The following is a 12,383-nucleotide window of genomic DNA, read 5'->3' as shown; positions in this document are numbered from 1 at the left end:
ACATATTTTAGGCTAACGCAAAGGCGTTAACGCATAAAAAATCCCACACTCATGGCGAAACCGACAAGCACAATAAAACCCCGCAACAGGGATTGGGGAATGCGATAAGCCAGCGCGGCGCCAAGATAGCCGCCAATAATCGCCATAATGGCAAGCAGTAATAGATATTGCCCGTCAATCAGATTACCTAGGGCGTAAATCACCACGGCAATGGTGGTGAGTAGGGCGGAGAGTAAATTTTTAAGCCCGTTCATCCCATGTAATTGGGTTTGGCCGAGTAACCCAAAGGTGGCGAGTAAAATAATCCCTAATCCCCCGTTAAAATAGCCACCATAAATACAGACGAGACTCAGAATCATCATTGCAGTCAGTGGCTTGACGGTATTCACTCGGGTGATGCTGGCATTCGCTAAGCGTTTTTTCAGTAACCAAGGTCCACCAATAAAGGCGAGTGTGGCCAGCAAAATCAGCCAAGGGATGAGATAAGCGAACACTTGCTCGCTGGTGCTTAGCAGAATCGCAGCGCCTAGGCATCCGCCCGCAATGGCGATCAAGCACAGGGTTTTTAGGTTAAGATTTGCTGGATATTCAATCTCTTTTCGAAAACGCCAGGCACTGGCAAGGTAACCGGGAAGCAGGGCGGCAGTGCCCGTCGCGTTAGCCAACAGTGGCGGTACGCCCACAAACACAAGGGCAAATAAGGTGATAAAGCTGCCACCGCCCGCCACCGCATTTAACATGCCGCCGAGTAAGCCTGCGAGGGCGATCAGTAACCAGTCCATAGTGAATACTCCGCAGCTATTGATGTGGTGAACTAGAATATCAATTGCTCATAAAAACATCACCTTAACAGTAAGTCACTCAGATGAAAAGCCATCAATATTGTAAGTCGCGGTAGATTGATGGCTTTGTTATGGGGTCTGAATCGGGTTTAGGCATAAAGCCTTGGCTTTAAGTGTTATGCCGCTAGATTCATCAAAAGCTATTAAGTCTTAGCACTGATGTATTTATTCAGCATGGAACAGTCCTGAAGCAAATATCACGGTGGCTATGGCCAAGTATTGATCGCTAAATACCTCTTCTCCCCAGCAATGTTGTCCACGCTCTTGATAGTACACATGGTAGCTGGCATTCGATGGCGTAGCGATGCAGTACCAACCATCAAAGGTCTGCTTGCTAAAGTTGACCCAATACTGCGCATCCGCCTGTTTGATCTGCTGGACTAGCGCTTCATCTTGCGCCAATAGCGCCGCCAGTTCGGCTGCGCTGGTGAGTTTGTGTTCGGTTTTTAACTGATTGAGTAGTGCTTTGAGTGTCATTATTGAAGGCCTTTTATCCTGAGGCGCTGTGTTAGCGAATCGCTGAGGCAATCGAGGATTCGATTAAAGCGTCAAAAACATCGGCTTGGCCTGCGGGGAGCAGTTGCCGATGAATTTCGCGGCGCTTTGCACTGTCAAATAAACGCTCCGCTACCCAACCCGTTAAATAGAGTGAGGACAAACAACCTCCCGCAGTGGCAATATTGCCATTGATCACCAGAGCGGAGTCTTCCACCTCCACACCCATGGCCACTAATGCGGGTTTGGCATCGGGGTGAGTTGTTGCTGAGATATTGTCGAGTAAGCCTAACTTGGCAAAGAAGAATGAGCCCGCACAAATACTGCCAAGCAATTGCCGTGCGGGATCTAATTTAAGGGCCGACATAAACTCAGGATCCGCAAGTGCGGCAGGTACGCCTTTGTAACCACTGCTGAATAATACCACGTCAGCTTCGGCGACTTGCGCGACATGACCATGGGTTTCTACCGTCATTCCCAAACTCGACCTGTGGCTAGGTTTAGTGCCTAGCACTTTGACTGTCCAATCGGTTGTTGTGCGGCCGAGAATATCGCGCATTAAAAAGAAATCGATATCGGTAAATTCATCAAATATCACAATCGCAATCTGGTACATCCTTTGTCCTCTGGTTTGTATTCTGGTTAATGTGTGGGTTAACACGTCATCGGCCGCATCATCAATCCGTCGCTCCCTGTCGTTGCAACATAATCACCCATATGTTTGTGACTGCGTTTATTAAGAGTGGGAGAGTAATAAAGTCTCATACTGAAATGGCAGTGAGCTCATAGGTACGTTGCTATTTCTAAGCCCATTATGCCCCAAAACAAGTCGGCTGAACCGGATATTACGATATATGCATTGCCACTGTTTCCCCAGTGACACGCCGTCCTTTTATTTTACAAGAAGTATTCCTATAGGCTCGACGGCGGCATCTGCAACACATGGAAGTGTAAATGCCGCGTTCACATGGCCTATGATATTCCCGACATCATAGTGGCATTTCCCATATCCTTATGGGTTAGATGTGAAAGAGCGGCCATGCCGCCAACGTCACAGTTGCAACAATGACAATCTTAACGACCATTGAACTGTTCATCTGGCTAAAAGTTTTTTGCCCCAAAACAAGTCGGCTGAATCGGATATTGCGATATATGCATTGCCACTGTTTCCCCTGTGACACGCCGTGAATATATCCCTATAGGCTCGCCGGCGGCATCCATGCCGCCAACGGTCACAGTTGCAACAATGGCAATCTTTACGATCATTGAACTGTTCATTTGCCAAAAAAGCTAATGCCCCATTCCGATTTCGGTTAGTTAGCTCAATCGAGAATTCCCACTCCTGCTGCTATACAAATTTTCATCTAGTTACCTATGTTTGGCCCTACCGCTAAACGGCTAATAATGTATGGCTATACAGTCATATTTAAATTTAGGTGTTTTGGTATTATTTTTAGACAAAATCAGTGCGCACTAATTCCATACGCAATAAATAAAACGCTATAAAATCAATTGACTATAGTATCTTGCTTTTAGTTCATAGGTCTGGCAAAACGCGCATGCGCGTTTTGCCAGATGGTATATTTGGCAGAAAGCTGATAAGTTGTTTGCATACAGATAGTTAACCGTGCGCGTTTTCACAGGTCTAATGAGGTAAACGCGCATGCGTAGGAATAAAATGTTATAAGTCTGAGTTCATAATCAGCAGCACTAGCGCTAACTCCCAAACGGGTTTATCAGTCTGTGCGATTACATAAGTTAGTTCAAAAGGTACTGAAATGGATAATTTAATAACAATTGGCTTAATAGCTGTAGCTATTCTGGCTGTACTAGGGCTTGGAATAAAAGTTGTAATCAGCTTCAGATCTGGAAGTAAAAGCAACTTTAAAAATGTACGAGCTGGCGGCGACGTTGTAGGCCGAGATAAGGTTCAAAAGTAAATGTTTAATTGGCTCAGAAATATTACGGCCGGCGGAGATGTTGTTGGACGAGACAAGATAACAAATATCTTACCAGCTCCTACACAGATGGATTTGCTGTCGCAAAAGTATGTTGAAGAAAAGTCAAATCAACAAGTGACTTATGTAATTATTGATGAGCTGACTCACTATAGTAATGAAAATTACGATATTCGAGATTTGACTGAAAAACTTGAAGATGCTGGGTTTGGTTATTTGGTTGATGTCGGAGAGGAACTAAAGGAAGAAGTTAGTAAGTTAATTATTCGGAATCAGCATTACAAGTCGGCTCAGAAAATCATTACTTATCTATTGGCCGAAGTTGAGTCTATTTTTAACGCAAATATTAAAATAAGGTTACTTGATGTAAGGGAAGAAGCAGCATTGAAGCTACTTTTCAGAACGCATCTTGAGAAAGAAATTCAAGCTCACCTAGGTGATAATGTTTTAGAAATTTTCAATCGTCAAATCAATGGCATGGTTTATTTCCTTACGGGGAATTGCCACTTGGAGTGGAAATAATGCTTTTATATAACAAAGCTCTGGATCCAAACCATACACTTCTGCGCATGACGGCATTACTAATTTCTTGGAAAGCTGAAAGTCTAGAAAGTGATGCACTGCGTTTATTTGACTTCTTAATCGCAAATCCTGCACATATTGAAAAACTATCTGTTCCAAGAGATAAATTTACCGATAAAAATGAGTTTAAAAGTTACAAAAACCGATATCAGAATTTTGAACCAAAAAGTCTCTTCAATGCGATGAAAGAAATACATTTTCTTGCTATTGAGCGACTAGTTGTTCTTGGGGTGTTGAAAACAGGTAATAACTCCTCGGAATATAATGTCTACCTCGAAAATATTCCTGAAGGATTAAAGAGCTTAGCTGAATCAAAAGAAAATAGCATATCTAGTCAAGCAATTGATTTTATTGTTGAAAATTTAATATCGATCTCAGTTACGGGTTCTGATGGACTAAAAAAAATAACAAGCTTAATGGATTATAGATACGATGTTAATTAAACCTACTTTGAAGGTTGAGAGGCTTCATGTAAAAAGAGGCTCTATAGTCGCTTTTGATGAAGCCTTTCATCATGGCGTTAATGTATTGTCTGGTAAGAATGGTTCTGGCAAAACCTCCGTAATTCAACTTTTAATGTATGGACTAGGATACGAAGTCCCAAATTGGAAAGAAGAAGCGGGTCTTTGTGACAATATTTATGTTGAGTTAAAAGTCAATGGCAGTCCCGTTACCATTAGGCGTAAAAACAATGGTTCAGATAAGCAATCAATGGATTTTTGTTTTTCAGAAATGGATGTGGCATTAGCCTCTCCTCTCACAAATTGGTTTAATTATCCGTATTCAATAGGAAGCAAACCGAGTTTTTCTCAACAAATGTTTGAAGTACTTGGCCTGCCCGAAGCAAAAGCAGATGCAAACAATAACAATGTAACTTTACATCAAGTATATCGACTAATTTATGCAGACCAATCAAATACTTCTAGTGCCATATTTAACAATGAGCCGTTCGATTCTGCATTCAAAAGGGAATCTGTAGGTAAATACTTATTAGGCTTATACGATAATGAACTTTATGACGCAAAGATAAAACTTATTGAAGAAGAAAAGAATCTACAAAAGATAATTGCAAAACTTCAGGCAATTCAGTCGGTCGTTGGAAAGACTTCTTTTGGTGAGGGTGTCGGAACCATTGAAGAACAGAAAAAAAATATATTAGATAAAATTGCCTCTATTAATGTCGAAATTATAGATGTTAAAGAGAAGTCTTTGATTTCATACAGTTCTGATAAAAAAGAAACAGAATCCTCTGCAAAAGAAAGCGTAGCAATTCGGAACAAACTGTTAGAGGTAGAAACTGAAATTCAGCAATTGAATTACAATATACTTGACTCTGAAGAGTTTGTATCTGAGCTTATTGACAAACAGTGTGCGCTAAGAGACTCAATTAAAGTTGGAGGTTTGATTGATGGATTCAAATTCTCATCGTGTCCAAGTTGCCATAAATCACTCAAAGAAAAAGCCAAGGACTGCTGTAGCTTATGTGGTGAGCCGATAGAGTCAACAGATAGTTCGAATAGTCTCCTTAGAATGAAGAATGAAATAGCAATCCAGCTTCGTGAATCTGAAAAGTTATTGGAAAAGAAAAAGCAAAAACTAACGGATCTTACAAATAAGCGAAAGGAATTAAGAAGCTTATTCAGGAAACAAGTTAGCAAAGTTACTGCAAGCATGAGCTCTGTCGATGCAAGCAAAGAAAGGCAGCTATTTGATCTTTACCGGCTAACAGGTGAACTCGAAGAAAAACTTCAAACATTAGATAAAATTGCTGAGCTTCATCAGTCTTTAATCGAATTGCGTGGTGAGCGAGACACTGTTCAGTCTGAAGTTAACAGGCTTAGTGACAAAATAGAATTGATAGGAAAACAAAGATTTAAGCGTGAGCCGGAAATTCAGGCGCTTATCTCCGAGAAGCTTTGTGAGTTGCTTCGAAAAGATAATGGTTCAGAAAAGGAATTTAAAAATGCAGAGTATGCAGAGTTTGATTTTGCTGCCAATAGTGTATCAGTGAATGGAAAAACAGCCTTCTCAGAAAGTGGAATAGTCTTGTTAAATAACGCTTTTCATGTTGCTCTGTTGATGGCAGCACTTGAAAAAACATATGTACGCCTCCCCAGATTCTTGGTTCTCGATGGTATTGAAAATGGCGGGATGGAAGATGACCGCTCGAAGAACTTTCAAAAGGTCGTTGTTGAGGCTCTATCCCGTTACGAAACAGATTTTCAATTGGTCTTTGCGACAAAAAATATTGATGAAAGTTTAAGGTCAAAGGATTATATAGTTGGTGAGGAATATAGCGAGTCAAATAAAAGCCTAAAATCTTTTAATTGATTTCTCTATATACGACTGTAAAGAAAAACGACTTATAACAAGGCGCTGCACTCGGATAAATTACTCGCTGTGCTCCTAATTTATCGGTGAGCGCGGCGTTAATCCATAGAAATTTTTATCCAAAACAGACTTGTTAGAGTTAAGTCTTTAACTCGAAAATGTCCCGAAGTGAGTTACAACGAGTATGATACTTTAATACTCAGTTGTAGCTTGGTTTGGACTTGGTAGTAGCAACTAGTATGAATCTGTATTTTTGGCCACGTTTAATCTTAAACGGTTCTAGCAGGGATAATTGACAGTTTAGTATAAGACTTATTTCTCACCAACATTAAGATATTTAGCTAACAACTTGAGCATCCTTACTATTTAGGCTGCGGCAAGTTTACCGCAACTGCATACAGGGTGGCTAACTGTGAGGTAAAACGGCTATACAAGTCACCAATGCACACGATGTATAAAGCAGGGTTGAATACGCAGAACATTGCAGCAAACAGCGCTGATGCATTGGCGACCATCGGAAAAAGGGACTTTTTCGTTGAGCCCCCAAGGATGGGTTTACGGCGTGTCGCCAGAGCATAAGTGCTGTTGCACTCGACAGTTAAGCAAAGCAATAAAAAGCCCAGAATCATCTTCTGGGCTTTTTAAAACTAAAAAATCGGTTAACGCTCAACACTTTTTAGGCTAAAGCTTCAATTTAACGTAAGTTTCAAGCCTTATTGCTATAGGTTATTTGCGCATTTTAAAGAACGCTTAAAACACCATCTCTGGTACATGGTCAGGCACGATTAATTTGCCAGCGGTTTTGCTGACAATTTCTTCAACGCTGACACCGGGGGCGCGCTCTAACAGATGGAAGGCGCCATCTTTAATCTCGATAAAGGCTAAATCGGTGACAACACGTTTGATACAGCCGTAACCTGTGAGGGGCAATTCGCACACGGGTAACAGCTTAGAGTTGCCGTACTTATCGGCGTGCATCATAGTGACGATGATATTTTCCGCACCCGCGACTAAATCCATTGCGCCGCCCATGCCCTTGATGAGCTTGCCTGGGATCATCCATGAGGCAATGGAACCATTCACATCGACCTCAAAGGCGCCGAGTACGGTTAAGTCCACATGGCCGCCACGGATCATCGCAAAGCTTTCGGCGGAGGAGAAAAACGAGGCCCCTTTTACCGCGGTAACGGTTTGTTTGCCGGCGTTGATTAAATCCGGATCGATGGTTTCTTCCGTCGGAAATTCACCCATGCCGAGCAGGCCGTTTTCCGATTGCAGCATCACTTCCATGCCTGCGGGAATGTAGTTGGCCACGAGCGTGGGAATACCAATACCGAGGTTGACGTAGTAGCCGTCTTGTAATTCTTTGGCAACGCGCTGTGCCAGTTGTTCTCTTGATAATGCCATGATCTTTATCCTTCCTTTACCTAGAGTCGCTATTGGCCTCAATTTTTCGGTCTTTATTTAGGGCTTAGACTCTGTCGCTTTAGCTTGCGTAGTTAATCGTTCAGCGTTGCTTATTTCGCCGCTTTTACCGTGCGCTGCTCGATACGTTTCTCGAACTTGCCTTGGATGACGCGATCAACATAAATGCCGGGTGTATGGATATGATCAGGATCGAGCTCGCCCGGCTCCACAATAAACTCGGCTTCCACTACCGTGATTTTGCCCGCAGTCGCCATCATAGGGTTAAAGTTAGCGGCGGTTTTGCGGAACACTAAGTTACCCATAGTATCGGCCTTCCAAGCGCGAACGAGGGCAAAATCGGCAGTCAGAGACTCTTCTAACACATAATGACGGCCTTTGATTTCACGGGTTTCTTTGCCTTCCGCCACGGGGGTACCGTAGCCTGTGGCGGTGAAAAACGCCGGAATACCGGCACCGCCCGCGCGGATTTTTTCCGCCAGCGTGCCCTGCGGCGTTAAAATCACATTGAGTTCGCCCGAGAGCATTTGCTGTTCGAAAGTGGCGTTCTCACCTACGTAGGAGGCGATCATGGTCGAAATCTGGCGATGTTTTAACAATAAGCCCAGACCGAAATCATCCACACCAGCGTTGTTTGAAATGGCGGTTAAGCCCTTAACGCCCATCTTAACCATTTGATTGATTAAGCCTTCAGGAATACCGCACAGGCCAAAACCGCCAACCATAATGGTCATATCATCGGATAAACCTGCTAACGCTTCTTCATAGCTGCTGACGACTTTATTGAGTCCTGCCATTTTTATGTCCTTTTACTGTTATTCAGTCCTCAAGGCGCTAGGTATGTTTAGCGCCTCGACGCTTGAGTCTAGGCTTTAGCGCCCTGCAAGATTGCATTGGCGACTTTAGAGCCATTAAGACGATTTAATTGTTTGCTGATCCCAAAACCCGCTAATGCCAGTTTTTCTAAATCGATACCCGTCTTCAAACCGAGCCCGTGGAGCATATAGACCAAGTCTTCACTCGCCAGATTGCCCGATGCGCCTTTTGCATACGGGCAACCACCTAGGCCCGCCACTGAGGCATCAAAGCTGCGCACACCTAAGTCGAGGCAGGCGGTAATATTGGCTAATGCTTGGCCATAGGTGTCGTGGAAGTGCAGGGCGAGTTTTTCTACCGGCACTCGCTCCATCACGGCTTGCAGCATTTTACGGGCTTTTAACGGCGTGCCTACACCGATAGTGTCGCCGAGCGAAATTTCGTAACAGCCCATTTTGTAAAGGATTTCAGACACTCTTGCCACTTCGCTCGCCGCGATTTCCCCTTCATAGGGGCAGCCTAAAACGCAGGACACATAGCCACGCACTGGGATATTGGCGGCTTTTGCCATGTCCATCAACGGGATAAAGCGTTCAATCGACTCTTCAATCGAACAGTTGATATTGCGTTGGCTAAAGCTTTGTGACGCCGCACCAAAGATAGCGACTTCGGAAGCTTTTGCATCCAGCGCCAGCTCCAAGCCTTTGACATTGGGGGTGAGGGCGCTGTAAACCACGCCCGCTTGACGGCGAATTTGGCGCAATACTTCGCCGCTATCGGCCATTTGTGGCACCCATTTGGGTGACACAAAGCTGCCTGCTTCAATTCGCTTCACGCCCGCATCGGCGAGGGATTCAATCAAGGCGACTTTGGCCTGTGTCGGGACGGCGGCTTCATTCTGCAAGCCATCACGTGGCCCCATCTCGAACAGGCTAACCCTATCCGAGCTGGCGCTTACCGAGGTCGCGCTTAAGTTCGAAAGATCCAGCGCAGACATTTAGGCTTCCTCACTCTGGGCTTTGGGCTCAACATGGAGCAGCACGGCGCCATCGCTCACTAACTCGCCCGCCTTGAAGTAGAACTCGGTAACAATACCGTCGAAGGGCGCTTCGATGGTGTATTCCATCTTCATCGCTTCCATCACCAGTAGCCCTTGTCCCGCCTTCACCTCTGCACCGACTTCCACTAAGTGGGTGACGACTGTGCCGTTCATCGGGGCCTTGAGTTTATCTTCATTGCTGGATTCGGCCTCAACCACTTGGGTTTTTACCGCCCTGAAGTGATAACTGCCTGAGGGTAAAAACAGTGTAAAATCATCGCCCTGAGCGCTGACGGGCACTTTACTCTTATGGCCGTTGATTTCGGCTAACAGTAAATCCTGCTTAAGCTCACCACTCAGGGACTTGCTCACTTGGCCCTCTGCTGCGGGTTGGGATAATTGGTAGTGATCGCCAAAGTCTAATAACACCAATTGTTGTAATTCGTGGGCATCGTCGAGCAGGGCAATAGTATGCTGGCTAACGCTGTTGAGTCTAAAGCCACTGACTTGGCCCCAAGGCGAGTAAGGATCGGCGCTATTAATTGCCTGTGCCTTGGCGGCTTCTTTACGGGCAAGTACTTGATACAGCGCGGCAAAAGCGATAGCCGTATCGGTTTCGCTCGAAGCACTGCCAATCAGCGCATCGCCGTAACGGTTGATAAAGTCGGTGCTAAAATCCGCCTTGGCAAAGGCAGGATGCTCGGCAATATTCGCCAAAAATTCAATATTGTGCTTAAGCCCGCTGATTTGGTAGGACTCGAGGGCATGCACTAGGCGCTGTAGCGCGCGCGGACGCGACTCATCCCACACGATGAGCTTGGCTATCATAGGATCGTAGAAATTACTGATCACATCGTTTTCACGGATGCCGGAATCGATACGCACGTATTTGCTTTGCTCGGGCTCGCGCAGGAAGTTGAGCTTACCGCTGGCGGGTAAAAACTCATTTTGCGGATCTTCGGCGTAAATACGTACCTCAAAGGCGTGTCCATGGATACGCACTTCGTCCTGTTTGAGCGGTAACGGCTGACCACTGGCGACCATTAACTGCCATTTGACTAAGTCTTGGCCCGTCACCATTTCGGTCACAGGATGCTCTACCTGCAGACGGGTATTCATCTCCATAAAGTAGAAGCTATTGTCGGTATCTAACAGGAATTCAACGGTTCCCGCACCGACATAATCGATGGCCTTGGCGGCAGCGACGGCGGCTTCACCCATTTGGGCGCGCAGTTCATCACTTAAACCTGGGGCAGGGGCTTCTTCGACCACTTTTTGATGGCGGCGCTGAATCGAGCAGTCGCGATCCGATAAGTAAATTGCATTGCCAAAGGTGTCGGCAAACACTTGTACTTCGACGTGGCGCGGTTGGCGTAAATAACGTTCCATCAATAACTTATCGTTGCCAAAAGACGAGGCCGCTTCACGGCGCGCCGAGTTGATGGCGTCCATGATTTCGCCTTCATGCTCAACGATACGCATGCCTTTGCCACCGCCACCGTAGGCGGCTTTAATCAGCATCGGAAAGCCGATTTTTAAGGCTTCAGCCTTGAGGGTGGCATCGGTTTGATCGTCGCCATGGTAACCCGGCACTAAAGGCACTTGAGCCGCCGTCATAATGGCTTTGGCTGCACTCTTGCTGCCCATGGCATCGATGGCATCGCTGCCAGGGCCAACAAACACGATACCGGCCGCCTCACACTTGCGGGCAAAGTCGGCGTTTTCCGATAAAAAACCATAACCTGGGTGAATGGCTTGCGCCTGAGCTTTTTTGGCGATTTCAATAATCAAGTCGCCCTTGAGGTAAGAATCCGCCGGGGCGCTGCCACCTAAGTAAAACGATTCGTCGGCCATGGCAACATGGCGGGCGTTTTTATCGGCATCGGAATATAAGGCTACGGTGCGAACGCCCATGGCCTGCGCGGTTTTGATAATGCGGCAGGCAATTTCACCACGGTTAGCAATTAAAAGCTTAGTGAACATGCTGTTAGTCAACATCAAAGAACTCCTTGAGTATCTGTTGGCGTGTGCCAGTTCGGCTGACGTTTTTCGAAGAAGGCGTTTAAACCTTCTTGGCCTTCATCAGATACCCGAATGCGGGCGATGCGCTCGCTGGTGTAATCAATCGTATCTTGGTCTATCACGCCGTCTTCGAGGCGGGCGAGTAGGGTCTTTACCCATGCCATTCCCTGCGGGCTGTTGGCGAGCAGCGCGGTGATAATCGGTTGGGCTGCGGCCGCTAAATCATCGTTTATTTCATGGATAACATTGAGTTTGAGCGCCGTTTGCGCATCAAAACGCTCCGCGGTCAGCATATAGCGGCGTGAGGCGCGATTACCCATGGCGCGGGCAACGTAGGGGCTAATTACCGCAGGGATAAGCCCTAGTTTGACTTCGCTTAAGCAGAAGCTTGCGCGCTCAGTGGCGATGGCAATATCACTGGCGCAAATTAACCCAAGTGCGCCGCCAAAGGCAGCGCCTTGGACTAAGGCGATAGTGGGTTTTGGAAAGGTATCTAAATCCTGCATCAGCTTAGCCAGCGCCTTGGCGTCATTCAGGTTTTGATCAAAATCCATCTTGGCTTGTTTGCGCATCCAGTTTAAGTCGGCGCCTGCACTGAAGTTTTTGCCATTGGCTTTTAATACCAAGAGTTTGCAGTCTTTGTGCTCGGCAAAATAACCGAGGACAGCAATCATTTCGCTGATCATCACCTCATCGAAGGCGTTGTGCACTTCTGCTCGGTTAAGGATTAACTCGCCCACGCCATTATTCAGCACATAGCTGACGTGCTGCAAATTGCCTAAGGATTGAGTGCTAGTGTTCTGGTGTTGTGTGTCAGTCATTATTATTCCCGTCATAGTAATTCCCTCTATGAGTGATACGTAAGGCATCGCA

General features: G+C 45.7%; 12 protein-coding genes. 4 read left to right on the top strand and 8 right to left on the bottom strand.

The genetic code is table 11. The annotated features are described in order from the left end of the window. Positions 1-26 precede the first annotated feature (26 nt). From L2713_RS12185 to L2713_RS12175, 3 genes are all read right to left on the bottom strand, one after another. Entirely contained in the window at positions 27-782 is a 756-nt protein-coding gene (locus L2713_RS12185) for a sulfite exporter TauE/SafE family protein (protein ID WP_248968086.1), read from the bottom strand. Between the two features lie 225 nt (positions 783-1,007). Further along, a complete protein-coding gene (locus tag L2713_RS12180) occupies positions 1,008-1,319 on the bottom strand; it encodes a cytoplasmic protein (RefSeq protein ID WP_248968085.1) in 312 nt (103 codons plus the stop codon). Between the two features lie 31 nt (positions 1,320-1,350). Beyond that, entirely contained in the window at positions 1,351-1,953 is a 603-nt protein-coding gene (locus L2713_RS12175; RefSeq protein WP_248968084.1) for a DJ-1/PfpI family protein, read from the bottom strand. Positions 1,954-3,115: 1,162 nt separating this feature from the next. Here L2713_RS12175 and L2713_RS12170 point away from each other — a divergent pair. The 4 genes from L2713_RS12170 to L2713_RS12155 are packed head-to-tail and all read left to right on the top strand — an operon-like array spanning position 3,116 to position 6,208. Then, positions 3,116-3,277: a hypothetical protein gene (locus L2713_RS12170; RefSeq protein WP_248968083.1), complete on the top strand. Its 162-nt coding sequence runs from the start codon at positions 3,116-3,118 to the stop codon at positions 3,275-3,277. Further along, entirely contained in the window at positions 3,278-3,817 is a 540-nt protein-coding gene (locus L2713_RS12165) for an ABC-three component system protein (RefSeq protein ID WP_248968082.1), read from the top strand. After that, entirely contained in the window at positions 3,817-4,320 is a 504-nt protein-coding gene (locus L2713_RS12160; protein ID WP_248968081.1) for an ABC-three component system middle component 5, read from the top strand. The genes L2713_RS12165 and L2713_RS12160 overlap by 1 nt, the downstream gene beginning before the upstream one ends. After that, positions 4,310-6,208, top strand: coding sequence for an AAA family ATPase (locus L2713_RS12155; RefSeq protein ID WP_248968080.1), 1,899 nt, complete (start codon positions 4,310-4,312; stop codon positions 6,206-6,208). Before L2713_RS12160 ends, L2713_RS12155 begins: the two co-directional genes overlap by 11 nt. A 750-nt stretch (positions 6,209-6,958) precedes the next feature. Here L2713_RS12155 and L2713_RS12150 read toward each other — a convergent pair. The 5 genes from L2713_RS12150 to L2713_RS12130 form a co-directional block, all read right to left on the bottom strand. Next, positions 6,959-7,615: a 3-oxoacid CoA-transferase subunit B gene (locus L2713_RS12150; RefSeq protein ID WP_011623089.1), complete on the bottom strand. Its 657-nt coding sequence runs from the start codon at positions 7,613-7,615 to the stop codon at positions 6,959-6,961. A gap of 110 nt (positions 7,616-7,725) precedes the next feature. Continuing rightward, a complete protein-coding gene (locus L2713_RS12145; RefSeq protein WP_011623088.1) occupies positions 7,726-8,430 on the bottom strand; it encodes a CoA transferase subunit A in 705 nt (234 codons plus the stop codon). A 68-nt stretch (positions 8,431-8,498) separates the two neighbouring features. Then, positions 8,499-9,446, bottom strand: coding sequence for a hydroxymethylglutaryl-CoA lyase (locus L2713_RS12140; protein WP_248968079.1), 948 nt, complete (start codon positions 9,444-9,446; stop codon positions 8,499-8,501). After that, the gene (locus L2713_RS12135) at positions 9,447-11,486 is read right to left on the bottom strand and encodes an acetyl/propionyl/methylcrotonyl-CoA carboxylase subunit alpha (protein WP_224020692.1); all 2,040 of its coding nucleotides are present in this window, start codon (positions 11,484-11,486) and stop codon (positions 9,447-9,449) included. After that, a complete protein-coding gene (locus L2713_RS12130) occupies positions 11,486-12,331 on the bottom strand; it encodes an enoyl-CoA hydratase-related protein (RefSeq protein WP_248968078.1) in 846 nt (281 codons plus the stop codon). The genes L2713_RS12135 and L2713_RS12130 overlap by 1 nt, the downstream gene beginning before the upstream one ends. Positions 12,332-12,383: the final 52 nt, after the last annotated feature.

The organism is Shewanella seohaensis (assembly GCF_023283775.1).
Taxonomy (GTDB): Bacteria; Pseudomonadota; Gammaproteobacteria; order Enterobacterales; family Shewanellaceae; genus Shewanella; species Shewanella seohaensis.
The sequence above is the reverse complement of the archived record's forward strand: the minus strand, read 5'-3'. Positions and strand labels throughout refer to the sequence as shown.

Coding starts and splice junctions, on each gene's coding strand:
- L2713_RS12185 (WP_248968086.1), bottom strand. CDS start 782: ATGGACTGGTTACTGATCGCCCTCGCAGGCTTACTCGGCGGCATGTTA.
- L2713_RS12180 (WP_248968085.1), bottom strand. CDS start 1,319: ATGACACTCAAAGCACTACTCAATCAGTTAAAAACCGAACACAAACTC.
- L2713_RS12175 (WP_248968084.1), bottom strand. CDS start 1,953: ATGTACCAGATTGCGATTGTGATATTTGATGAATTTACCGATATCGAT.
- L2713_RS12170 (WP_248968083.1), top strand. CDS start 3,116: ATGGATAATTTAATAACAATTGGCTTAATAGCTGTAGCTATTCTGGCT.
- L2713_RS12165 (WP_248968082.1), top strand. CDS start 3,278: ATGTTTAATTGGCTCAGAAATATTACGGCCGGCGGAGATGTTGTTGGA.
- L2713_RS12160 (WP_248968081.1), top strand. CDS start 3,817: ATGCTTTTATATAACAAAGCTCTGGATCCAAACCATACACTTCTGCGC.
- L2713_RS12155 (WP_248968080.1), top strand. CDS start 4,310: ATGTTAATTAAACCTACTTTGAAGGTTGAGAGGCTTCATGTAAAAAGA.
- L2713_RS12150 (WP_011623089.1), bottom strand. CDS start 7,615: ATGGCATTATCAAGAGAACAACTGGCACAGCGCGTTGCCAAAGAATTA.
- L2713_RS12145 (WP_011623088.1), bottom strand. CDS start 8,430: ATGGCAGGACTCAATAAAGTCGTCAGCAGCTATGAAGAAGCGTTAGCA.
- L2713_RS12140 (WP_248968079.1), bottom strand. CDS start 9,446: ATGTCTGCGCTGGATCTTTCGAACTTAAGCGCGACCTCGGTAAGCGCC.
- L2713_RS12135 (WP_224020692.1), bottom strand. CDS start 11,486: ATGTTGACTAACAGCATGTTCACTAAGCTTTTAATTGCTAACCGTGGT.
- L2713_RS12130 (WP_248968078.1), bottom strand. CDS start 12,331: ATGACTGACACACAACACCAGAACACTAGCACTCAATCCTTAGGCAAT.